Genomic DNA, 22,771 nt, shown 5'->3' on the forward strand with positions numbered 1-22,771 from the left:
CTATAGCGTCATTGAGTGCTCACGGGCCCGGAGGGCACCTACTCGTCGATCGCCCCGCACGCCTGACCGCGACGCAGGAACCCGACCAGCGCGCGTTCCGTCGCGGGCTCGTCGAGGACCGCACCCGACGCGCCTGCCCGGTACGCGCGTAGGCGGTCCTTGACGGCGTCGAGGCCCTCGCGATGGAAGGCGATCACGACGGCGAGGCGGGCCGGGATCATCGCCGGGTGCATGTCCCAGCCCTGGGTGATGCCGAGGTCGAGGGCGCGGCGGACGATGCGGGCCTGGACGCGCCAGGCCGCGAACACCTGGTCCCGGTCGCCGACAGCGAGGATCGCCGACGACCCGTCGCACACCGGAACGCCCGCCGCGGCGCCGGCTCGCTGCATCGCGAACTTGGCGTCCTCGGCGGCCGGGTGGTCGGCGCGCTGCTGGTCGGGGGCGATGCCGAGGGCGGCGGAGTAGTCGTAGGTGCCGTAGTGCAGGCCGGCGGCGCGCGCCCCGGCGGCGGCCACCAGCTCGTCGACCCGCTGCGCGCCGCGGGCGGTCTCGATCTGGAGCTCGATCGGCAGCGGCCCGATCCCGTGGTGGGCCTCGAGCGCGGCGCACGCCTCGACGAACGATGCCACCTGCTCGGGTGCGGAGATCTTGGGCAGGGTGACGCGCAGCCGGGCCGGGTCGCCGCCCGCCGTCAGGAACGCGTCGGTGAACCGGGCGAGGGAGCGCAGCCCCCGACGGCGGGTCGCGCGCTCCATGGACTTCACCCGCGGTCCGGCGCGTCTCGGGGCTCGGGGGCCGTCGAGCATCGCGGCCACGGCGCGGCCGGAGGCGTCGGCGTCGGCGTCCTCCTCGGCATCCGTCCGGTGGCCGTAGCCGTCCTCGAGGTCGGCGCGGAGGTCGGCGACGGGCTGGGCGGTCAGGGTGCGCGCGACGCGCGGCAGGGCCTCGCGCAGTTCCGCCGGGGTGAGGCCCAGGACGGCGGGCAGGTCGGGGTCGCCGGCGTAGCGCTCGAGGACCGCCGCCGCCTCGTCGCCCCAGTCGGCGGCGGTGGTGGCGGTTACCTGGTCGGCCGGGAGGTAGCAGACGTGGACGGGCTCGGGGTCGCGGTCGGCCAGGCGGGCGCGGGCAGCCTCGTCGGCGTCGAGGGCGGCGTCGGTGACGGCGAGTCGGGCGTCGAGCGCGTCGAGAAACCCGTCGGCAAGACCGGGCGAGGATGTGGAGTTGCTGACGTCGAACGTCAGCGGCGCCGCATCGCTGGCTCTTTCGGCGGGGTCACTCACCGGACGAGCCCCTGCAGACGGGTGGCCGCGAGCCGGTGGCGGGCCAGCACGTCGTCGATCCCCGGCGCCGTCACCACGCCGTCCCGCACCACCGGCCGCCCGGCCACCACGGTGTGCCGCGCGACCGTCGGGCCGCAGCGCAACCACGCGGCCACGGGGTCGGTCAGCGCCCCGGCGAACGCGGGCCCGGTCTGCGGCCACACCGCGAGGTCGGCCACCGCGCCCGGCGTCAGCTGCCCGATCTCACCGTCCCGGCCGAGGCAGCGGGCCCCGTCGCGGGTGGCCATCGTCAGCACCTGCCGCGCCGACATCCCGGTCGGCCCGCCCCGCACGCGGCCGAGCATCATCGCGTGCCGCGCCTCGACCCACAACGAGGCGATGTCGTTCGACGACGACCCGTCGCACCCGAGCCCCACCGGCGCCCCGGCCGGGCGGAGGTCGCTCACCGGGCAGATCCGCTCGTTGCCGAGGACCGAGTTCGACGACGGGCAGTGCGCCACCCCGACGCCCGCCGCGCCGAGCCGGGCGATCTCGCCGTCGTCCGGGAAGAGGCAGTGCGCCACCCACGAGCGGTCGGTGAGCCACCCGACCTCGTCGAACTGGTCCACCGGCCGCCGCCCGAACGTCTCGAGGCAGTAGGTGTCCTCGTCGGCGTCCTCGGCGAGGTGGGTGTGCAGGCGGACGTCGAGGCGCTCGGCGAGCTCGGCGGTCCGGGCCATCAACGACGGCGACACGCTGAACGGGGAGCAGGGCGCCAACGCGACTCGGACCATCGCGCCCGGCGAGGGGTCGTGGAAGGCGGCGACCAGCCGCTCGGAGTCGGCGAGCACCTCGTCGTCGTCCTGCACGACGGAGTCCGGCGGCAGCCCGCCGTCCTTCACCGAACGCGTCATCGAGCCGCGCGCGGGGTGGAAGCGCATCCCGACCTCGCCGGCCGCCCGGATCTCCGCGCCCCACAGGTCGCCGGCGCCGCGGGGGGCGACGTAGAGATGGTCGGTCGACGTCGTCGTGCCGGACAGCGCCAGCTCCGCGAGCCCGACCCACGCCGACAGGTAGGCCGCCTCCTCGTCGATCCCCGCCCACACCGGGTAGAGGCCGGTCAGCCACTCGAAGAGCGTCCCGTCGGTGACCAGGCAGCGGGTGAGGTTCTGATAGAGGTGGTGATGGGTGTTGACCAGCCCCGGTGTGACGAGGCAGCCGGTCGCGTCGAGCACCTCGGTCGCCTCGGGCTCGGGGCCGGTGCCGATCGCCGCGATCACGCCGTCCCGGATCGCCACCCAGCCGCCCGCGAGCTCGGTGCCCGCGTCGTCGCAGGTGGCCAACAGCGTCGCGCCGCGCACCAGCAGGTCGGCCGGTGAGGATGTGGAGTCGCTGACGTCCGGTGTCAGCGACGCCGCATCGCTGACATCACCCCCTACGGCGTCCACAACGACTCGATCCGCAACGCCGTGATCTCCGCGAGCTGCGCGCGCACGACCTCCGCCTCGGTCTCCGGGTCGTGCCGCAGGCGCTCGTGCAGCAGGGCCAGCATCTCCTCGCCCGACCGGCCCGCGGCGCGCACCAGGTACACGTGGCCGAAGCGCTCCTCGTAGGCGCGGTTGCCCTCGGCCAGCTCCCGGCGGCCGGCCTCGTCGAGACCCGCCACCCCGACCTGCTCGCGCGCCCCGGCCCCGTCGCTCGGCGCCCCGATCCGCGCGTGGCCCGCCAGTGCGGTCGCGAGGCCCTTCTCGTCCAGCGCGAGCACGCCCTCCGAGGCCGCGGACACCAGCGCCTCGAGGTCGGCGTACGGCCGGCCCGCGACGACGGCCGCCGCCCAGTCCGGGGCCGAGCAGCAGCCGAGCAGCACCTGCTCGGCCACCGCGGCGGGCATCGCCCCGAAGCGACGCATCCCCGCCGCCGCAGCGGCCTCCGGGGTCGGGCGACCGAACAGCCGCAGCCGCGCGAACCCGCCGTCGGGACGGACCTCGACGCGGACCCGGTCGACGACGAGGCCGTCGTCGAGCCCGTCGGGGACCCCGAACCAGTGCTCGGCGTCGGGCTGCACGGCGGTCTCCGGGAGCAACTCGAGCTCAGGAGTCCCGGGAGCGACCAACCGGACCGTCCCGGGCGCGTTGCCGACGAAGTGCGTGGTGTCCACGACCACCTGGTGCACCCGCCCGGCCACCCCGAGGGCGACGTCGACCCAGTCGAACCCGCCCTCCCGACGGCGACGGGTCTCCCAGCCCTCGCCCATGTCCGCGGCGGTGCCCGGGAGCAGCAGGTTCTCCGGCGGCGAGTAGTGCCGGTTCGAGGCGTCCAGCACGCGGCCGCCGGCGGCCAGCGACGCGAGGTCGACGCCGATCCCGCGCCAGCGCCGGACGTCGGGCAGGACCTCACCCAGCACCCGTAGCCGCGCGACGCCGCCGTCGGGATGGATGCGCAGCCGGACGTGGGTCGCCGCGCGCGGGTGCTCGACGGCCACGATGTGCGCGGTGTTCCCCTGCAGCTCGGTCCCGCACAGCCGCTCCCAGGGCCCGTCGACGACCTCGTCGGGCGACGGATGCCCCTCGATCCACCGGACGTCGATCTCGGCCGAGGACGGGTGGTTGCCGTCGAAGAACGCGGTGTCGACGACGACGCGGTGCACGATCCCGGGCAGCCCGAGCCGGATCACCGCCCAGTCGTCGCCCGCCGGGTCCGTCGGCCCGGGACCGTCGCCGACCTGGCGACGACGGCGGGTCTCCCAGCCGTCGTAGATCTGGCCCTTGTGCCCGAAGGTGTGCGCGGTGTGGGTCGGGGCGGCGGTCGAGACGAGGTTCTCCTTCTCGGCGAAGGTCTCGTCGCTGGCGGCGACCACCCCGCCGCCGGCGGCGCGCACCGCCAGGTCCACCCACGCGCCCGACACAGCTGCCCTCCCCGTCGCTCCGCTCGCCCCAGCGGTCACGTGTTCCCCTTCCGCTCCGGGGCGAGCAGGCGCCCGCTCCCCGCGCCGGGCGACTCCGACCCGCGCAACCACACCCGCCGGACCGCACCCTGCAGCGCCAGCCCCGCGTACGGCGTCACCGGGTGGCGGTGGTGCAGGACGGCGGGGTCCACCTCGGCCACCTCGTCGGGGGCGAACACGACGAGGTCGGCGTCGCGGCCGACGGCGATCGCCCCCTTCGACGACGGCCCCCGGTCCAGTCCGGCCAGGGCCGCGGGGCCGGCCGACATCCAGGCGACGAGGTCGTCGAGGGTGTGACCCCGCGCCTGCGCGCCCGACCACACCACGCGCAGCGCGAGCTCCAGCGACGACACCCCACCCCAGGCCTCGCCGAACCCGCCGTCCTTGAGCTCGGGCGGGCAGGGCGAGTGGTCGGAGACGACGGCCTGCAACCGGCCCGCGGCCAGCGCGCCCCAGAGCAGCTCACGGTTGGACTCCGAGCGCACCGGCGGGCAGCACTTCCCGGCGGTGCTGGTCATCTCCTCGGACGCCAGCGCCAGGTAGTGCGGGCAGGTCTCCCCGGTGATCGGCACCCCGGACGCCCGGGCCGCGCCGATCTCCTCGGCGGCCTCGAACGCGGAGACGTGCAGGACGTGCACGCGTGCACCGGTGCGCGCCGCGATCGACGCGAGCCGCAGTACCGCCGTCGTCTCGGCACCGGGCGGACGCGAGGCCAGGAAGGAGCGGTAGTCCGGGCCGGCGGGCGGGGCCTCGCCGAGCACCCCGTCGTCCTCGGCGTGCACCACGAGCGGCACGTCGAGCTCCGCGCAGGTGCGGGCGGCCAGCTCGAGATCGTCGTGCGAGACCGGCGGGAACTCGGGCACCCCGGAGTCGGTGAGGAAGCACTTGAACCCGCACACCCCGGCGTCGACGAGCGCGGCCATCCGGTCCGGGTCGACGGCGCCGTCCGGGTCGGGCACGCCGTCGCGCAGCGGCACGGCGCCGCCCCAGAACGCGACGTCGACGGCGACCTGGTCACGGGCCGCGTCGCGCTTGGTGACCAGCGCGTCGACGTCGACGGTCGGCGGGATCGAGTTCAGCGGCATGTCGACGAGCGTGGTGATCCCGCCCGCGGCGGCCGCGGCCGTCGCCGTCGCGAACCCCTCCCAGTCGGTGCGGCCGGGCTCGTCGACGTGGACGTGGCTGTCGACGAGGCCGGGCAGCAGCGCCTCGTCGTCGGCCAGGTCGACGACGGCGGCACCGTCCGGGGCCGGAGCGTCGATCCCGACGACGTCGGCGATCCGGCCGTCGGCGACGACGACGGCGGCGGGTGCGGTCCCGGTGGGCAGCACCGCGCGGCGGGCACGGACGACGAGGGTATGGCGATCGGGCTCCATCGCCTGGCGAGACTAACGGCTCCCCGTCCGGGACCGACGCTCAGCAGAACCCGGCGATCCCGGCCCACGCGGCCTCGTCGGCCGGCAGGTCGTCGCGGGTGACCGCCGCCTCGATGAGGCCGTAGGGCCGGTCGGCGGCGTGCCAGACCTCGTTCGGGTTCTCGAGGCCCCAGGGCGAGAGGTCGACGAGGAAGTGGTGCTTGTTCGGCATCGAGAACCGGATCTCGACGATCTCCGGATGGGTCTCGAGCACGCCCCGGCCCATCGCGTAGAGCGTCTGCTGGAGCGAGTAGCTGTGGGTGCCGGCGAACCGGTCGAGCAGCACCTGGCGCACCGAGGCGAAGGCCTTGTCCCAGTCGCGCTGGTCGTGGTCGGTGGAGGTGCCGCCGTACCGCCAGCGGGCCGACACGGCCGTCGCGAGGATGCGGTCGGTGGTCTCGACCAGCGAGGTGTACTCGACCTCCGGGAACCCCCAGAACTCGCTGCCGGTGCTCTTGAGGACGGTGAGGTCGGTCAGCCCGGAGATCACCGTCTCGGCGTCCCCGCGCTTGGTGACGACGACGGTGCGGGTCTCGGTGGCCGCGCGGACGAACGCGTGATCGTGCTCGCCGGGCTCGGACGTCTCGATCCGGCCCCAGCCGTACTGCTCGATCTCCTGGCGCGACCCGGTGACCTGGTCATACTTGTCGACGAAGTTCCGCGCCATCCGCAGCGCGAACTCCTCGATCGTCGTGATGCCCCCGGTGCGGGCGAGCGCGTAGACGGTGTTCTTCTGCGTGTCGGTCGCGATCACGGCGGCGTTCGAGCCGGTCAGGTGCGTCTCGCTGAAGTCGCCGAACAGCTGGCTGGTGACGTTGACGTCGGTGATGACGTGCCGCGGCGTCGAGCGGTCCACGTGGACCAGCCGCACCTCGGCCTTCCCGTACTGGTTGGTGCCCAGGACGATGCCCACGCGCGATCAGCTCCCCAGGTAGGTCGTGTGGGAGAACGGTCCGGCGAGCACCGGCAGGTGGTAGTGCCGCCGGGCGCCGTCGAGCCGGACGTGCAGCGTGATCCTCGGGTGGAACACGGTGCCGTGCGTCCGGGAGACGTAGCCCTCGACGTCGAAGGTCAGCGTCACGTCCCCGGGCGCGAACGGCTCGTCGTTGAGCCGGCCGACCCGGCCGTCGGCGTCCGTGGTGCCGCGCCCGAGCACGGCCTGGTCGGCGTCACGGACGAGCACGACCGGGATGCCCTCGGCGGGGCGCCCCGCCGCCACGTCGAGCACGTGGGTCGACAGCCGCTCGATCGGCTCGCTCTCGGGCAACGGGACCGGTGCTCCTTGTCTCCGACTGGCTCGGGGTCGCGATCGAGTGAAGGCCAGCGATGTTGCCCCGCGGTGAACACCTCCACCGCGGGGCGAGGTTCACTCGTTCGCCGCAGTCCGCGGGCCGGTGCCGTCGGACGACCCGGACGGGTCGGTGCCGGCCTCGCCGTCGTCGGGATCCTGGCCGCGGACCCGGCGCAGCAGCGACCAGGTCGGGCGCGTCGGCTCGGTGGGCGTCTTCGGGTTCGCGCCGCCCGGCACGTCCGACGGGTGCTCCTCGTCCGAGCGCGCCCGGGCGTCGATCTGCACGTTGATGTAGCGGGCGATCTCCGCCGCGACCGCGACCACGGGCACGGCGAGGAAGGCGCCGACGATCCCGGCGACGCTGGCCCCGCCGGTCACGGCGAGGATGACGACCGCGGCGTGCAGCCCCAGCCCGCGGCCCTGGACCAGCGGCTGGAGCAGGTTCCCCTCGATCTGCTGCACCGCGAGGATGAGGATCAGGACGACCAGGGCCTTCGTGAAGCCGCTGGAGACCAGGGCGATCAGTACCGAGAGCGCGCCCGCGGTGAGCGCCCCGACGATCGGGATGAACGCGCCGAAGAAGGTCAGCACCGCCAGCGGCAGCGCCAGCGGGACGCCGATGATCACCAGCCCGATGCCGATGCAGGCGGCGTCGATGAAGCCGACGATGGCCTGCGACCGGATGAAGCCGCCGAGGCGGTCCCAGGACCGGGAACCGACCTCCGCGAGGTGGGTGCCGGCCGACGCACCGACCTGGCGGCGCATCCACGGCAGGAAGCGGTAGCCGTCCTTGACGAACAGGAACGCCAGGACCAGGGCGAGCACGGCGTCGACGAGGCCGTTGGCGATCGTCGTGAGCCCGGTCAGCACGGTGCCGGCGATCGAGGTCGCGGAGCTCTGCAGCTGGTTGATCGCGCCCTGCACGACCTGGCCGATCTGGGTCTGACCGAGCCCGAACGTCGACGAGAGCCAGCGCTCGACGTCGTTCAGACCCGCCGTCGCGCCCCCGACGAGCTGCGGCACCTGCGCGACGACCTGCGGGGCGATCAGCGCGATCACCCCGCCGACGACCGCGAGCGCACCGATGACCACGATCAGCGCGGCGAGCAGCGGCGGGACGCGGTGCATCCGCATCCAGGTGGCCGGCGGCTCGAGGACCGTCGCGATGATCAGTCCGAGCAGCACCGGTAGCACGATCGACCACAGCTGGCCGATGACGACGCCGATCAGCGAGGCCCCGAGCGCGGTGAGGACCAGGCGCAGGCTCCAGCGGGCGGTCCACGCGAGGCCGTCGCCGATCAACTTGCCCCGGGTCTCGCGCCGCGCCGGCGGGTTGCCGCCGGGGACGGCGGGGTTCGGCTGCGTCACGTTCTCGTCCTTTTCGAGGAGCGCCCCGGGGCCGGTCAGCTGCGAGGTGGTCGAGTCGTACCCACCAGCGATCGAAGGGCACCCCCGAATTCTTACCGGGGATGCCCTTCGTCGCGTATCGGCCGCCGCTTCCTCAGCCGGCCATCGCCTTCTGCAGGCCCGCGTCGAGCGCGTCGAGGAACTCCTGGGTGCTCAGGTACGGCGCGTCCTTGGACACCAGCAGCGCCAGGTCCTTGGTCATCTGACCGCTCTCGACGGTGTTGATGCAGACGTCCTCGAGCTTCTGGGCGAAGTCGATGAGCGCGTCGTTGCCGTCCAGCCGGCCGCGCTGGGCGAGCCCGCGGGTCCAGGCGAAGATCGACGCGATCGGGTTCGTCGAGGTCTCCTTGCCCTGCTGGTGCTGACGGAAGTGCCGCGTGACCGTGCCGTGGGCGGCCTCGGCCTCGACGGTGCCGTCGGGGGTCATGAGCACCGAGGTCATGAGGCCCAGCGAGCCGAAGCCCTGCGCGACGATGTCGGACTCGACGTCGCCGTCGTAGTTCTTGCAGGCCCAGACGTAGCCGCCCTCCCACTTGATGGCGGCGGCGACCATGTCGTCGATGAGGCGGTGCTCGTAGGTGAGCCCGGCCTTCTCGAAGTCGGCCTTGAACTCCGACTCGAAGATCTCCTCGAAGGTGTCGCGGAACATGCCGTCGTACGCCTTGAGGATGGTGTTCTTCGTCGACATGTAGACCGGGAAGCCGCGGTCGAGGCCGTAGCGCAGCGAGGCGCGGGCGAAGTCGACGATGGACTTCTTGTAGTTGTACATCCCCAGCGCGACGCCGCCGTCCTCCGGGAAGTCGGCGACCTTGAACTCCCACGGCTCGGAGCCGTCCGCGGGGGTGTAGGTGATCGTGACCGTGCCCGGGCCGGGGACCTTGAAGTCCTGGGCGAGGTACTGGTCGGCGTGCGCGTGACGACCGACGACGATCGGCTTCGTCCAGTGCGGGACGTAGCGCGGGATGTTGGAACAGACGATCGGCTCGCGGAAGATCGTGCCGCCGAGGATGTTGCGGATCGTCCCGTTGGGCGAGCGGTACATCCGCTTGAGGCCGAACTCCTCGACCCGGGCCTCGTCGGGAGTGATCGTCGCGCACTTGACGCCGACCCCGTGGCGCTTGATCGCGTTCGCCGCGTCGACCGTGATCTGGTCGTCGGTCTCGTCGCGCTTCTCGATCCCGAGGTCGTAGTACTCGAGATCGATGTCCAGGTACGGGTGGATCAGCTTGTCCTTGATGAACTGCCAGATGATCCGGGTCATCTCGTCGCCGTCGAGCTCGACGACGGTGCCCTCTACCTTGATCTTCGCCACGTCTGCGGGCTCTCCTCTCGCGCCGGGTCACGGCGCCGCACGGACACGGGGGCGCTCACCGGGGCCGGTTGCGGCGCCCGTGCGCTCCCACTTCGGTCACGCTATCAACGCCTCACCGGGGACGACGGGTCCGCGGGAGTCAGCCGGATCACCGGTCCAGGGCACCCGGTATCGGCATCCTTCCGGGTGCAGTGACTCTGGCATTCTTCGCATCCGCTGCGGCCACCCGCCCGGCGCGACGCGGAGGTGAGCGAGCCGATGAGCGACGACCGGACGGACACGGGCGCGACCCGGGGCACCGCGCGACGCACCGGACGGCTGGCGATGCTCCCGCTGGGAGCGGCGGGTCGCTCGGTCGCGGGGTGGGGCCGCCGGGCCCTGGGCGGCGATCCCGAGGCGCTGAGCCGGGAGGCGCTGGCCCGCAACTCCGACCAGCTCTTCGCCGTGCTCGGCCAGCTCAAGGGCGGGGCGATGAAGCTCGGCCAGACCCTCGCGGTGTTCGAGACGATGATGCCGGCGGAGGTCGCGGAGCCGTACCGCGAGGCGCTCACCCGGCTGCAGACCACCGGCGAACCGATGCCCGCCGCGACCGTGCACCGGGTCCTCGCCGAGCAGCTCGGGCGGGGGTGGCGCTCGCGCTTCGCCGCGTTCGACGACGAGCCCGCCGGCGTCGCGAGCCTCGGCCAGGTCCACCGGGCGACGTGGGCCGACGGCCGCGACGTCGCCGTGAAGATCCAGTACCCGGGCGCGGAGGCGGCGCTGCGCTCGGACCTCTCCGTGCTGCGGCGCACGTCCTGGCTGCTGACGCGGCTCCTGCCCGGACTCGACGCCCGGGCCCTGCTCGACGAGATCTCCGACCGGACGGCCGCGGAGCTCGACTACCGCCGGGAGGCCGACCACCAGCGCGCGCACGCCGCCGCGCTCGCCGGCGATCCCGAGGTGTGCGTCCCGGCCGTCGTGGCGTCCTCGCCCGCGGTCCTCGTCTCGGAGTGGCTCGACGGCGTCCCGCTCTCGCGCTGGAGCCTGCGGCCGGCGACCGACGCCGACGACCAGGCCGAGCGGGACCGGGTGGCCGGCGCACTGGTGGAGCTGCTGTTCTCCAGCCCGGCCCGGGTCGGGCTGCTGCACGCCGACCCCCACCCCGGCAACGTGCTGGTGCTCCGCGACGGCCGGGTCGGGCTCGTCGACTTCGGCGCGGTGGCCGAACTGCCGGACGGCGTGCCGGCCGTCCTCGGACGGCTGATGCGCATGCTCGCCGACGACGACCCCGGCGTCACGACGGCGGCCCGCGAGGCCGGCTTCCTGACCGGTGAGACCGGGGACGAGGACATCGCCGCCTGGGTCGGCGGCCTGGCGGATCCGTTGAAGGGCGAGACGTTCCACTTCACCGAGGCGTGGATGCGCCGCCAGGGCCACCGGATCGTGTCGCCGTTCGGCGCGGCCCATCGCGGCACCGGTCGCTCGCTGGACCTGCCCGCGCACTGGATGTCGCTGCTGCGGGTGACCGGCGGGTGGATGAGCGTGCTGTCCCGGCTCGACGTGACGGTCCCGGCGCGCGGCTGCGCCGAGGAGTGGGTGGCCGGGTTCGCGGACCCGGTCAGCGACTCGCCAGCGGCCCGCCGGTGATCGTCAGCGACACGAGGATGACGATCAGGCCGAACAGGGTGTAGGTCAGGACGTCGACCCGGCGGGGACGCACCGCCAGCAGTCCGGCGACGCGGTCGGTCAGCGAGGCCCGCAGCGCCGCGGCGAGCAGCAGCGCGACCCCCAGCTCCGTCGTGCCCTCGCGCCAGTGCTGCAGCCCGATCCGGACGAACGCGATCGCGACGACCACCAGGACCGCGGTGAGCGGCGCCTGGGCCCGCACGCGGCGCCCGAGGGCCCGCGCATAGTACGCGGCGGTGCGGGGTTCGCGGGCGTGGCGGCCCGCTCCGGGGCGCCCGCCGTCGGTCTCCGGGAGCACCGTCGTCGGGAGCGCGCCGGTGGTCGGGCCGGGCTCGGTCGCGGCCGGGCCGGTCGTGGCCGGGCCGCTCGTGGCCAGGCCGCTCGTGGCCGGGCCGGTCGTGGCCGGGCCGGTCGTGGCCGGGACCGGGTCGGTCGTCGTCGGGCCGGGGTCGGCCGTCGTCGGGCCGGGGTCGGCCGTCGTCGCGGGGTCGTCCGGGGCCGTCACACGATCACTGTCCGCTCCCGAGCAGCGCCTCCGCCCGCTCGACCACGTTGGTCAGCAGCATTGCCCGGGTCATCGGGCCGACGCCGCCGGGGTTCGGGGCCACGAAGCCGGCGACCTCGCGGACGTCCTCGGCGACGTCACCGAGGATGCCGTCCGGGCCGCGGGAGACGCCGACGTCGAGCACCGCGGCACCCGGCTTGACCATGTCCGCCGTGACCATCCCGGGCACCCCGGCGGCGGCGACCACGATGTCCGCGGCCCGGATCTCGTCGGCCACGTCGCGGGTGCCGGTGTGGCAGAGGGTCGGGGTCGCGTTCTCGCTGCGCCGGGTCAGCAGCAGGCCGAGCGGGCGCCCGACCGTGATGCCACGGCCGAGCACCGCCACCTTCGCGCCGTCGAGGGGCACGTCGTAGCGGCGCAGCAGCTCGACGATGCCGCGCGGGGTGCACGGCAGCGGCGCGGGCTCGTTGAGGACCAGCCGGCCGAGGTTGGTCGGGTGCAGCCCGTCGGCGTCCTTGTCGGGGTCGACCCGCTCGAGCACCGCGTTGGCGTCCAGGCCCTTCGGGAGCGGCAGCTGCACGATGTAGCCGGTGCAGGCCGGGTCGGCGTTGAGCTCGTCGACGGCCCGCTCGACGTCGGCCTGGGTGGCGTCGGCGGGCAGGTCACGGCGGATCGACGTGATGCCCACCTTGGCGCAGTCGCGGTGCTTGGCCCGCACGTACGACTGCGAGCCGGGGTCCTCCCCGACGAGCACCGTCCCCAGGCCCGGGGCACGGCCCGACGCCGCGAGCTTCGCGACCCGCTCCGTGAGCTCGGCGATGATGGTCGCGAGGGTGGCCTTGCCGTCCAGGATCGTCGCGGTCACGTCGCCCATCATCGCGCGCCGGGTCCGCTCGTGTCCCGGGTGCTTCCCACCGGGGCCGCGCGCGAGCGCGCCAGCACCTCCAGGAGCTCCTCGTCCGGGCCCACGAGGAAGGCCTCGTCGCCGGCCGCGAAGCGCGTGTCGCGGCGTGGCGGGTGCTCCAGCGGTGCGGTGGGGTGGACGGCCCCGTCGTCGGGCCGGGGCGCGCGGCGCAGCCCGACGACCCGGGTGCGCAGCGACAGGTCGCGCATCGCCAGCCCGTCGAGCGCGCTGCCCCGCTCGACCCGCAGCCGGCCGAGCAGGAACGCCTGGCCATGGACCGGGAACGTCCCCAGCACGTCGAGCCCGAGCGCGGCGCCCACGAACCACGGCGCGGCCAGCTCGACGATCGATCGCACCGACCCGAACCCGAACCGGCGCGCCACGGTGCGGGCGAGCTCGCGGTCGAACAGCCGCAGCACGACCGGGACGTCCTCGCGGCCCTCGCCGAGCAGGTCGCGCACCGCCAGCCCGGTCTCGATGTTCGCCATGTCGTCGCTGGTGGTCACGGCGACCGCGGCCGCCTGCCCGACCCGGGCGTCGCGCAGCGGGGTCGCCGTCGTCGCGTCGCCGAACACCACGGGGATCCCGAGCGCGCGGGCCCGGGGCAGGTGGCGGTTCGCCGGGTCGGACTCCACGACGACGACGTCGCGGCCCCGGCTCCGCAGGGCCTCGGCCACCGACACCCCGACCGCGCCCAGCCCGATGATCACCACGTGGCCCACCGACGCCGACGCCGCGCGCCGCCCGGCGGTGCTCGCGAGGCGACGGCTGATGAGCATGTCGGTGAAGTACGCGATGGGGATCGCGGTCGTCACGATCCCGGCGAGCATCAGGAACACCGCCCACAGGCGCAGCCACACCGCCTGCTCGGCGAAGCTGTAGTCGCCGAAGCCCACGGTGGCGACCGACTCCACCGTGAAGTACAGCGCATCGACCGGGCCGAGTCCGTGGCCGTCGGGGTAGCGGTACCCGAGCGAGATCACGACGGTGGAGACCACGAGCAGGCCCACCAGCGCGGCGAGCGCCCAGCGCAGCCCGCGGTCGGACTCCCGGCCGAGGGCGACGGCCGCCGCGACGGTGCGCTGGAGGGTTCCCGCGCGGCCGTGCGTGGCCTCGGGGTCGTAGCCCCCGCCGCGCCGGGTCCTGGCGCGCCGACGGGGCGCCGCGACGGTGGTCGCCACGCCGGCCTCGGCCAGCTCGTCGTCGGTCCCGAGCACCGTCACCCGATCCCCGTCGTCGACCCGCTGGTCGCGGCTCGGGCACAGGTGGGTCGTCCCCTCGGCCGTCCCGCTGACCGCGAGCGGGGCGAGGTCGCCGTAGAGGGCCCGCAGGGTCGCGGGGGCGCGCGCGGTGGTGGCGGCCGCGACGAACCGGGTCCCCGCGACGTCGAGCGCGTGGACGGGGCTGCGCAGGCAGGCCTCGACGAGGGCCGGGGTGACGAGCGCGGCGACGTCGAGCACCGCGCCGGGTCCCGGGTCGTCGGCGACCGCACGCCCGATCGCGGCGTTGCCGAGCGAGGTGACGACCCGGACGTCCGGGTGCCGCTCCCGGACGTGCAGGGCCACGTGGAGGTTGCGCAGCTCGCCCTGGGCCCCGCCCATGACGCAGACCACCGCCCGGGCGCCCTCCAGCCCGGCCTCGTCGAGGCTGCCGGGCAGCGCGGGGTCGGCCTCGATGAGCGGCACACCCCAGGTCGCCAGGAGCCGCACGCCGCGACCGTGCTCGCGGGCGTCGTCGACGACCACGACGGGCTCGCCGCGGTGGTGCAGCTGCTCGACGATCCGCAGCCCGAGGCCGCCGAGCCCGCAGACGATCACGTGGGTGCGGCGCGCCGGGTCGAGGTTCGTGTCGTCCGGTGTCCTGTCCGTCCGGCGGACGGGACGGTCAGTGGTCATCGTGGGCGAGCCCGGCGTCGACGCCGGCGACCGTGGCGGCGTAGACGGCGTGCTGGGCGACGCTGACCGTGAGCAGACGCGGCCCCCACCGCCAGGGCGCGGGGGTCTCGCCGAGGAGCGGGAACAGGCTCAGGGCCATCGTCTGGCACCCGACGAAGAACACCAGACCGGCGGCGGGCTCGCCCCCGAGTCGGTGTCGCAGCTCCGCGTGGGCGGCGCCCACGGCCGAGCCGTACCCCCAGTGGACCAGCCAGAACAGGGCCCGGCGGCCGCGCGGACCCCGTGGCGCCCAGCCGGACAGGCGGCGCAGGACGGCGGACGCGGCCACCACGACGTGGTCGGAGTCGTCGTAGTCCAGGATCTCGGTGATATCCCTGGAGGACAAACCGCGGCGCCTGGCGTGCACCTCGCGATAAGCCCGACCGGAGATCGTCATCGCGGCGGTGCCGGCCGCGCCCGCGAGCACCCCTCCAAGTAGGCGGCGACTCACCCGAACGGCCCTGCCCGATCGGGCGGTGATTCGGGGGACGAACAGGACCGGGGCGGAGCGCTCCATGGCTGTTGAGCATGCCTGAACCGGTTCACGATCCGTACTGACGGGAGTCGTACCCCTACGGTCGGTCGGTTCCCTGTACCTCGTGCGAGAGATCACACTCACAGGAGTCAGCGGACGCCCCACCTGCCCAGCCACGACGACGTCGTGCTGGGAGTCCGCCCGAAACGGCACGAAGGAGTGGCGATGACCACAATTGACGAGAGTACCGGGGCTCACGCCGCCGAGGCCAAGGCCGCGGATCAGGCAGCCGCGGATGCCGCCGCGGCGGCCGCGAACCCCGCGCTGGTCGGCGTCCCGACGTTCGTCATCGGGTCGGTCGCTCTCGGTCTCTACCTGATCGGGTTCACCGGCTCGTCGACCAACGCGGCGATCGGCATGGTCCCGATCCTGATCCTGTGCACCGGCGTCGGCCAGGTCATCGCGACGGTCTGGGCGATCCGCACCGGGGCCGGCCCGGTGGCGGCGATCTTCGGGATCTTCGCCGGGTTCTGGCTGAGCTTCTCCGCGCTGGTGCTCGGGCTCGGCCACAACTGGTTCGGGGACGCCACCGCGACCGGGGCGGCCACCGCGGCCCAGGAGACGTTCCTGCTCACCTGGCTGATCGGCATCGTCATCCTCACGCTGGCGTCGCTGCGCCTGCCGTCGGTGTTCACGCTGCTGTTCGTGCTGGTCGACCTCGCACTGCTGCTCGTGCTGCTCGGCACGGCCGCGGGCTCGACGGGTCTGCTCTTCGGCGGCGGCATCGCGGTCTTCGCGTTCACGCTCGTCGGCGTCTACCTGTTCTTCGACGCGCTGAGCCAGGCGAGCGGCGGCGGCGCACTGCCGCTGGGGAAGCCGCTGATCGGCGGCTGATCTCCGCGTGAGGCACCCCTCTCAGTGTTCCAAACGCCTGTCCGGTTCCTCACTGGAAGTCCCGGGAACGCGACGGGACCCTCAGATCGAGCCGTTCCACCCGGTCGGCCACGAGGTTGACCACGCTCGGGGCGTCGTGCGCGCGCTCCACCCTCCCGCGGATCACCAGCGCCGCACTCGTGCGCGCGACCACCCGGTGGCGCGCCCAGAGCCCCTCCGAGCACACCACGTTGAGCATCCCGGTCTCGTCCTCGAGGTTGAGGAACGTCGTCCCGCCCGCGGTCGCCGGACGCTGCCGGTGGGTGACCACCCCGCCGACCTCGATGCGCTCCCCCTCCCCGACCGCCGCGACCCCGGCCACGCTGAAGGCGCCCCGCTCCTCGAGCGCCGACCGCAGGTGCGTCACGGGGTGGCCGTCCGGGGTCAGGCCCGTCGCCCACACGTCGGCGATGGTCAGCTCCACCGCCGACATCCCCGGCAGCGCGGGGGCGTCGAGCCCCACCGCGGTCTCCGGCAGCCGGTCGTGGCGCACGCCCGCCCGCACCTCGGCCGTGCCCGCCGCGGCCGCGCCCGCGGCCCACAGCGCCTCCCGCCGTTCGAGCCCGAAGCAGCCGAGCGCGCCCCCGGTCGCCAGGGCCTCCAGGTGCGCGGTGGTGAGGTCGGCCCGGCGGGCGAGGTCGGCGGCCCCGGTGAGGGCCCCCTCGTCGCGGGCCGCCACGATCCGCTCCGCGACCTCGTCACCGAGGCCGCGCACCGACGCCAGCCCGAGCCGGACCGCGACCTTGCCCTCGCTGTCCGGGTGCGACTCCAGATCGGGCTCGGCGCGGCTGCGGGTGACGTCCGGGCCGAGGACCACCACCCCGTGGCGGCGGGCGTCGGCGACCAGGCTCTGCGGCGAGTAGAAGCCCATCGGCTGGGCGCGCAGCAGGGCCGCACAGAACGCCGCCGGGAAGTAGTACTTGAACCACGCCGAGACGTAGACCAGCGACGCGAAGCTGATCGAGTGGCTCTCCGGGAAGCCGAAGTTCGCGAACGCCTTGGTCTTGGCGAAGATCCGGTCGGCCAGCTCACCGGTGATCTGGTTCGCCGCCATCCCGGCGTAGAACCGCTCCCGCAGACGCTCGAGCCGCTCCTCCGACCGCTTCGCCGAGAGCGCCCGGCGCAGCTCGTCGGCCTCCGCGGCGCTGAACCCGGCGACGTCGGTGGCCAGCTGCATGAGCTGCTCCTGGAACAGCGGCACCCCGAGGGTCTTGCGCAGCGCCGGCTCGCAGAGCGGATGGTCGTAGACGACCCGCTCCTGTCTGTTCTTCCGCCGGATGTAGGGATGCACCGACCCGCCCTGGATCGGGCCGGGCCGGATGAGCGCGACCTCGACCACCAGGTCGTAGAACTCCCGCGGCTTGAGGCGCGGCAACGTGGCCATCTGCGCCCGGGACTCGACCTGGAACACGCCCACCGAGTCGCCCCGCGCGAGCATGGCGAAGACCGCGGGATCGGTCGGTTGCAGCTGGTGCAGCTCGATGCGGCGGCCGTGGTGGGCGGCCACGTAGTCGCTCGCGTAGTGCAGCACCGAGAGCATGCCCAGCCCGAGCAGGTCGAACTTGACCAGGCCGACCGCCGCCGCGTCGTCCTTGTCCCACTGGATGACGCTGCGGTCCTTCATCCGCGCCCACTCCACCGGCACCACCTGGTCCACCGGCCGGTCGCAGATGACCATGCCCCCGGAGTGGATGCCGAGGTGGCGGGGGAAGCTCGCGATCTCCTCCGCCAGCGAGGCGACCGACCGCGGCATCCCCGGGACCTGGTCACCCAGCTCCGCCCCGGGCCCCCAGCGGTCGATGAGCTTGCTCCACGCGTCCTGCTGGCCCTGCGCGAAGCCGAGCGCCCGGGCGGCGTCGCGGACCGCCGAGCGCGGCCGGTAGGTGATGACGTTGGCGACCTGCGCGGCCCGGTCCCGGCCGTAGCGGTCGTAGACGTACTGGATGGCCTCCTCCCGACGGTCGGACTCGATGTCGAGGTCGATGTCGGGGTAGCCGTCGCGCTCCGGGGAGAGGAACCGTTCGAAGAGCAGGTCCATCTCGACGGCGTCGACGTGGGTGATCTTCAGGGCGAAGCAGACCGCGGAGTTCGCGGCCGAGCCCCGGCCCTGGCAGTAGATGTTCTCGCGACGACAGAACTCCACGATGTCGGCGACGATCAGGAAGTAACCGGGGAAGCCCTGCCCCTCGATGATCGCCATCTCGTGGTCGATCACCTCCCACGCCCGCGGGTTGTCCGCGCGGCCGCCGTAGCGTTCGCGGGCCCCCTGATCGGTGAGGTGGCGCAGCCAGCTCGCCTCGGTCTCCCCCGCCGGGACGTCGAACGGCGGCAGCTCGGGGGCCAGCAGGGAGAGCTCGAACGCGCACTCCCGCCCGAGCACCGCCGCGTGCGTGACCGCCTCGGGGTGCCGCGCGAACCGGGTGGCCATCTCCGCCCCGGAGCGCAGGTGCACCGTGCCCGGAGGGAGCCAGCCCTCGGCCTCGTCGAGACTGCGTCGCGCCCGGACCGCCCCCAGCGCGGCGGCCACCCGCGCCCGGTCCGGCGTGGCGTAGTGCGCGGCCGTGCTCGCGACGGTGGCCAGACCGGCCCGCGCGGCGAGCCCGGCGAGCACGTCGTTGCGCTCGACGTCGACGGGCAGCCCGTGGTCGGTCAGCTCGACCGCCACCGACTCCGCCCCGAACAGGCCCACCAGACGGTCCAGGGCCCGTGCCGCCGCGTCCGGCCCGCCCGCGTCCAGGGCCCGCCGCACGTGCCCCTTGCGGCAGCCGGTGAGCACGACGACCTGGTCCCGCAGCGTCGCCGCGGTGCGCTCGAGATCGTGGATCGGGCGGCCCTTCTCGGCGGCGGGGTCCATCGCGGCCTCGGTGATCGCGTGCGAGATCGCCCGGTAGCCGGCGGGATCCCGGGCCAGGACCAGCAGGTGCTCGCCCTCCGGATCGGCCACCCCGTTCTGCGGAGCGGACAGGCCCAGCGAGAGCTCGGACCCGAAGACCGTGCGGACGTCGAGCTCGCGCGCCGCCTCGGCGAAGCGAACCACGCCGTACATGCCGTCGTGGTCGGTGAGCGCGACGGCCTCCAGCCCCAGCCGGTGCGCCTCCTCGACGAGCTCCTCGGGCTGGCTCGCGCCGTCGAGGAAGCTGTAGGTGGAGTGCGTGTGCAGCTCGGCGAAGGGAACCTTCGGGGGCGCGGCCGTGGCGGCCGTGCCGGCGGGCGGGCGGTACGGCGCGCGGGTGCGGCTCCAGGCCGGCGAGTCTCCCCCGTCGCCGGGGTGCTCGACGTCGCGCGACGGACGGCGGCGGGCGGGCTCGCGGACCGGGGCGGCGCCCACGTCCGCCGGGTGGACCGTGCCGGGCCCGTCGACCTCCGGGGCGTCCTTCTCCCGCTGCCCCTTCCGGGGCGGCCTCCCCGCGAGGATCCGCTCCATCTCCGACCAGCTCACCGCCGGATTGCCCCAGCCCATCGGACCTCCGCTCTCCCCATGCATCGAACAGGTGTTCGATGAGACGAGAGTAGCGTCGAGGTCCGACACCGTGGCGCGGATCCGGGGAATCCGCCCGGGCGGGCGACCCGTTCGCACTCCCGGCGATGGACTCCTTGGTCCTGATCTGCTACCACTGCGACATGCCGACCGTGGTCCTCGCCCTCCCCACCGACGACCGCGTGCGGGCGCACGCCTTCTACCGGGACGGGCTCGGTCTCACCGCGGTCGGCCCGCCGGGCGACGACGGTGTGCCCGAGCCGTTGCAGGTCGTGGTCTCGGACGGGTTGCATCTCATGTTCATCCCCCGGGGCGGGTTCGGGTGGGTGACCGGGGACAACGCGGTCGCCGCCCCCGGCACCAGCGAGTGCCTGCTGAGCCTCCCCGCGGACGACGACGCCGGGGTCGACGCGGCGCTCGCCCGGGCCGAGGCGGCGGGCGCCACCGTCGTGACCCGCCCGGCGACGATGCCGTGGGGACACCTCGCGACGTTCGCCGACCCGGACGGCCACCTCTGGCAGGTGATCCACGCGCCCGGCTGGTGACCGAGCTGGCTGACCCCTCGCGAGAGGCACACCAAGCAGGCGGGAGCGCCCCAGGACATGCCCCCAGTGCCCCTGATCATGCAGGAGCGGCGGCGGCGACGAGACCCGCGCCGGCCTCAGTCGTAGATCCCCTCCACCGTCCAGCGGTCGTCCCGGAGCACCAGCAGCAGGGCCAGGCCCACCGCGTCGGCCGAGGAGGCGGCCGGGTCGGGCGCCAGGTCGGCCGCCGGGTCGGGGTCGTCGCCGCCGTCGGCCCGGGGACCGTCGTCCGCACCGGTCGTCCCCGCCGCGGGCCAGGAGACCGGGGGGACGCACACGACCTGGACGCGCAGGCACCCGGCCGGTGCGTGCGGGTCCCACCACCGGCCCTCCTCCGGCCACGGCCCTCCCCAGGCCCGCACCGGCGCCGTCGGGCCGTCGTCGAGGGCCACCTGCGCCGGGGCCGCCGAGAGCCCGCCGCGCCGGGCCGCACGGACCGGCCTGCCGGCCGCGTCGAGGACCCGGGCAGCCAGGGGCGAGGGCGGGACCGTCGACGGCGAGGGAGCCGGCAGGGCCCCCGGCCAGGGCGCCTCCGGGTCGAGCGCCGGGGTGCGTTCGTCCCCCCAGGGCACGGTGTGGATCCGCTCGCCCGGCCCGCGCCCGCCGCCGGGCACCCCGGTGAGCACCTCCTCGGGACCGAGCAGCCCCTGCACCCGCACCAGGGCACGCCCGGCGCGCTCGTCGGCGACCCCGGTCTCCCCCCACAGCCCGAGCTGCAGCCGCCCGGCGTCGACCACCTCCTCCGGCACCAGCCGCAGCACGGCCAGCCCCTCACCGGAACGGCCCGTCCCCCGCCGCGAGAGCCACCCCTCGAGCTGCCACCGGACACGGTCCGCCGTGGCCGCCGGGGTGAGCGGCTCGGCGCAGCGCCAGGTGCGGGCGAGCTCGTCGCCGGCCGTCGTCCTGGCCTGCACCCCGAGCCGGGTGCACGCGAGACCGGCGTCGCCCAGAACGGTGTGCAGCCGTTCGGCGAGCGCCCGGGAGGCGAAGGCGGCGGCGTCGACGCGGTCGACCGGGGGATCGAGCGGTACCTCGACGGTGAGCTCGTCGGGCACGCGGCGCCGCGACGGCGGGCGCTCGTCCAGGCCCTGCGCGAGCCGGTGGGCGCGGACCGCGGCGGCGTCGAACCGGGAGGCGACATCGGCCGCGGGCAGGCGGGCGAAGTCCCCCAGGGTGGTCAGCCCCAGGCGCCGGAGCAGCCCGACGAGCTCGGCCCGGGCGGTGGTCCCCGGGACGTCCGCCCCGGCGGTGTCCGGCTCGACCCCCGGCTCCATCTCGAGCTCGCCGACCGGGCGCGGAGCGAGGAACTCCGCCGACCCACCGACCGGCACGACCACGCTGCGCCGAGCGGCGAGAGCGGCCGCGAACACCCCGTCGGCCACCCCGACCTGGCACTCCACGCGGGCCCGGGCGGCGACGTGGTCGACGAGGCGCTCGGCGACGGCCTCCTCGCTCCCGAAGTAGCGGGCGGGCCCGCGCGCCGCGAGCACCACGAGGCCGGGGCGGATCACCTCGACGCCCGGGGTGATCTCCTCCACCGCGGCGGCGACGACCTCGAAGGCCCGCGCGTCACGGTCGGCGTCACGACCGAGCACCGCGAGGTCGGGGCAGCGGGCCTGGGCCTCCCGCCGTCGCAACCCCCGTCGGATCCCCTGCGCGCGGGCGGTGGCCGAGCAGGCGACCACCCGGTGAGCCACGAGCACGGCGGCGGGACGGTCGGCCGGGATGCCGGACTCGGCGCAGGCGGCGACGACCGGCCAGTCCGGGCACCACAGCGCCACCACCCGGATCGGTGGGGCGGACTCGTTCACCCCGTCCTCGCCGACAGGTCGAGCGGGGCCTCCGGAACCACCCCCACGGCGCCCGGGACCTCCACCACACGCCCCTCGGGACCGGGGAGCAGCACGTCCTCACGCCGGTCGCGCGCCCGCCCGCGCGCGGCGCAGCGAAGGTGCACCCGACGCGAGCGCAGCCGGCCCGCCCCGTCACCCAGCAGCCCCGACCAGGTGCCGCCGGTGGCGTGCAGCTCGACGTCCGCGCCCGGCCAGGCCCCGACCGGGACCAGCACCGCGCCCTTCTGGCGCACCCGCGCGGCGAGGCGCTGGCGATCCCCCGCCCGCCAGGCCGAGGCACCACCGAGCACCACCACGTCCACCCCGTCGACCAGCGCCGCGACGACGCTCGCCGGACGGGGACCGGGGCGCGGGACCACCGCGGTGCGCGCCAGGTCCATCCCGGCCTCGTCGGCGGCGGCCAGACCCACCCCCGGCAGCCCGACCAGCGCACACCACGACCCCGCCCGCGAGGCTTCCGCCAGCAGGGCCGGCAGCAGCGCCGTCGACCCGTGCACCGACACCGTCGACCCGCGCCGCAACCCGCCCCACGGCAGCAGACCGGTGAGCGGCCCGGCCACCGGCAGCAGGCTCCGCTCGGTGTCCCGCACCGGCCCCGGATCGGGTTCCGGGGCCGGCGACTCCTCCTGCGACGACGGGCCGGCGTGCGATGCTGCGGCCCGGACCGCCCGCCCCGGCCCGGAGCGCCCCGGGAGCTCGGAGGCCCGGACGAGCCCCAGCTCGGAGACGCGCCGGGAGAGCACCTCGTGCGGGGATGCGGCCATCGGGACCTCCTCGATCGTCGAACACGTGTTCGAACGAGGAGAACGCTA

General features: G+C 74.8%; 18 protein-coding genes. 3 read left to right on the forward strand and 15 right to left on the reverse strand.

The features are described 5' to 3' along the window. Nucleotides 1–38: 38 nt before the first annotated feature. From LQ327_RS34535 to LQ327_RS03430, 8 genes are all read right to left on the reverse strand, one after another. A complete protein-coding gene (locus LQ327_RS34535; protein WP_230730115.1) occupies nucleotides 39–1,280 on the reverse strand; it encodes a DUF6986 family protein in 1,242 nt (413 codons plus the stop codon). Continuing rightward, complete coding sequence (locus tag LQ327_RS03395; RefSeq protein WP_230730116.1) at nucleotides 1,277–2,707, reverse strand: 8-oxoguanine deaminase; 1,431 nt, start codon at nucleotides 2,705–2,707, stop codon at nucleotides 1,277–1,279. The genes LQ327_RS34535 and LQ327_RS03395 overlap by 4 nt, the downstream gene beginning before the upstream one ends. Further along, the gene (alc, locus tag LQ327_RS34540) at nucleotides 2,695–4,164 is read right to left on the reverse strand and encodes an allantoicase (protein WP_308286238.1); all 1,470 of its coding nucleotides are present in this window, start codon (nucleotides 4,162–4,164) and stop codon (nucleotides 2,695–2,697) included. The genes LQ327_RS03395 and alc overlap by 13 nt, the downstream gene beginning before the upstream one ends. 35 nt (nucleotides 4,165–4,199) lie before the next feature. Further along, complete coding sequence (allB, locus tag LQ327_RS03410) at nucleotides 4,200–5,579, reverse strand: allantoinase AllB (protein WP_230730117.1); 1,380 nt, start codon at nucleotides 5,577–5,579, stop codon at nucleotides 4,200–4,202. A 40-nt stretch (nucleotides 5,580–5,619) separates the two neighbouring features. Next, nucleotides 5,620–6,531: a factor-independent urate hydroxylase gene (gene pucL, locus LQ327_RS03415; protein ID WP_230730118.1), complete on the reverse strand. Its 912-nt coding sequence runs from the start codon at nucleotides 6,529–6,531 to the stop codon at nucleotides 5,620–5,622. 6 nt (nucleotides 6,532–6,537) lie between these two features. Beyond that, a complete protein-coding gene (gene uraH, locus LQ327_RS03420; protein ID WP_230730119.1) occupies nucleotides 6,538–6,885 on the reverse strand; it encodes a hydroxyisourate hydrolase in 348 nt (115 codons plus the stop codon). A 99-nt stretch (nucleotides 6,886–6,984) separates the two neighbouring features. Continuing rightward, the gene (locus tag LQ327_RS03425) at nucleotides 6,985–8,277 is read right to left on the reverse strand and encodes an AI-2E family transporter (RefSeq protein WP_230730120.1); all 1,293 of its coding nucleotides are present in this window, start codon (nucleotides 8,275–8,277) and stop codon (nucleotides 6,985–6,987) included. A 133-nt stretch (nucleotides 8,278–8,410) separates the two neighbouring features. After that, nucleotides 8,411–9,628, reverse strand: a complete 1,218-nt coding sequence (locus tag LQ327_RS03430) for an NADP-dependent isocitrate dehydrogenase (RefSeq protein WP_230730121.1) — start codon at nucleotides 9,626–9,628, stop codon at nucleotides 8,411–8,413. A gap of 258 nt (nucleotides 9,629–9,886) precedes the next feature. Between LQ327_RS03430 and LQ327_RS03435 the strand changes: the two genes are divergently transcribed. Further along, nucleotides 9,887–11,254: an ABC1 kinase family protein gene (locus LQ327_RS03435; protein WP_230730122.1), complete on the forward strand. Its 1,368-nt coding sequence runs from the start codon at nucleotides 9,887–9,889 to the stop codon at nucleotides 11,252–11,254. Here LQ327_RS03435 and LQ327_RS34545 read toward each other — a convergent pair. From LQ327_RS34545 to LQ327_RS03455, 4 genes are read right to left on the reverse strand one after another with little or no spacing between them, the layout of a single operon-like run. After that, the gene (locus LQ327_RS34545) at nucleotides 11,226–11,798 is read right to left on the reverse strand and encodes a DUF3017 domain-containing protein (protein WP_230730123.1); all 573 of its coding nucleotides are present in this window, start codon (nucleotides 11,796–11,798) and stop codon (nucleotides 11,226–11,228) included. The genes LQ327_RS03435 and LQ327_RS34545 overlap by 29 nt on opposite strands. A gap of 4 nt (nucleotides 11,799–11,802) precedes the next feature. Then, nucleotides 11,803–12,663, reverse strand: a complete 861-nt coding sequence (locus LQ327_RS03445) for a bifunctional methylenetetrahydrofolate dehydrogenase/methenyltetrahydrofolate cyclohydrolase (RefSeq protein ID WP_230730124.1) — start codon at nucleotides 12,661–12,663, stop codon at nucleotides 11,803–11,805. Nucleotides 12,664–12,671: 8 nt separating this feature from the next. After that, nucleotides 12,672–14,597, reverse strand: coding sequence for an NAD-binding protein (locus LQ327_RS03450; RefSeq protein ID WP_230730125.1), 1,926 nt, complete (start codon nucleotides 14,595–14,597; stop codon nucleotides 12,672–12,674). Further along, on the reverse strand, nucleotides 14,587–14,982 hold the full coding sequence (locus LQ327_RS03455) for a hypothetical protein (protein ID WP_230730126.1): 396 nt from the start codon (nucleotides 14,980–14,982) through the stop codon (nucleotides 14,587–14,589). The genes LQ327_RS03450 and LQ327_RS03455 overlap by 11 nt, the downstream gene beginning before the upstream one ends. Before the next feature lie 354 nt (nucleotides 14,983–15,336). On the opposite strand from LQ327_RS03455, the gene LQ327_RS03460 reads away from it, so the two are divergent. Continuing rightward, nucleotides 15,337–16,005 carry a GPR1/FUN34/YaaH family transporter gene (locus LQ327_RS03460; RefSeq protein ID WP_230730127.1) on the forward strand — a complete coding sequence of 223 codons (669 nt, stop codon included), beginning with the start codon at nucleotides 15,337–15,339 and terminating at the stop codon, nucleotides 16,003–16,005. Between the two features lie 49 nt (nucleotides 16,006–16,054). Here the strand turns inward: LQ327_RS03460 and LQ327_RS03465 are convergent, their stop codons facing one another. Beyond that, nucleotides 16,055–19,504 (reverse strand): error-prone DNA polymerase, encoded by a 3,450-nt coding sequence (locus LQ327_RS03465; RefSeq protein WP_230730128.1) that lies wholly within the window; start codon nucleotides 19,502–19,504, stop codon nucleotides 16,055–16,057. Between the two features lie 125 nt (nucleotides 19,505–19,629). On the opposite strand from LQ327_RS03465, the gene LQ327_RS03470 reads away from it, so the two are divergent. Continuing rightward, nucleotides 19,630–20,067 carry a VOC family protein gene (locus LQ327_RS03470; protein ID WP_230730131.1) on the forward strand — a complete coding sequence of 146 codons (438 nt, stop codon included), beginning with the start codon at nucleotides 19,630–19,632 and terminating at the stop codon, nucleotides 20,065–20,067. Nucleotides 20,068–20,183: 116 nt separating this feature from the next. Here LQ327_RS03470 and LQ327_RS03475 read toward each other — a convergent pair whose 3' ends face one another. Then, a complete protein-coding gene (locus LQ327_RS03475) occupies nucleotides 20,184–21,917 on the reverse strand; it encodes a DNA polymerase Y family protein (RefSeq protein WP_230730132.1) in 1,734 nt (577 codons plus the stop codon). Continuing rightward, a complete protein-coding gene (gene imuA' / locus LQ327_RS03480) occupies nucleotides 21,914–22,723 on the reverse strand; it encodes a DnaE2-dependent mutagenesis accessory factor ImuA' (protein ID WP_230730133.1) in 810 nt (269 codons plus the stop codon). The genes LQ327_RS03475 and imuA' overlap by 4 nt, the downstream gene beginning before the upstream one ends. Nucleotides 22,724–22,771 lie beyond the last annotated feature (48 nt).

Origin of the sequence: Actinomycetospora endophytica (assembly GCF_021026375.1) — a bacterium.
GTDB classification, from domain to species: domain Bacteria; phylum Actinomycetota; class Actinomycetes; order Mycobacteriales; family Pseudonocardiaceae; genus Actinomycetospora; species Actinomycetospora endophytica.

What these genes read in the sequence shown, in the direction of transcription:
- allB (WP_230730117.1), bottom strand. Translation starts at nt 5,579, where the DNA reads ATGGAGCCCGATCGCCATACCCTCGTCGTCCGTGCCCGCCGCGCGGTG.
- LQ327_RS03435 (WP_230730122.1), top strand. Translation starts at nt 9,887, where the DNA reads ATGAGCGACGACCGGACGGACACGGGCGCGACCCGGGGCACCGCGCGA.
- LQ327_RS03450 (WP_230730125.1), bottom strand. Translation starts at nt 14,597, where the DNA reads ATGACCACTGACCGTCCCGTCCGCCGGACGGACAGGACACCGGACGAC.
- LQ327_RS03460 (WP_230730127.1), top strand. Translation starts at nt 15,337, where the DNA reads ATGACCACAATTGACGAGAGTACCGGGGCTCACGCCGCCGAGGCCAAG.
- LQ327_RS03465 (WP_230730128.1), bottom strand. Translation starts at nt 19,504, where the DNA reads ATGGGCTGGGGCAATCCGGCGGTGAGCTGGTCGGAGATGGAGCGGATC.
- LQ327_RS03470 (WP_230730131.1), top strand. Translation starts at nt 19,630, where the DNA reads ATGGACTCCTTGGTCCTGATCTGCTACCACTGCGACATGCCGACCGTG.
- imuA' (WP_230730133.1), bottom strand. Translation starts at nt 22,723, where the DNA reads ATGGCCGCATCCCCGCACGAGGTGCTCTCCCGGCGCGTCTCCGAGCTG.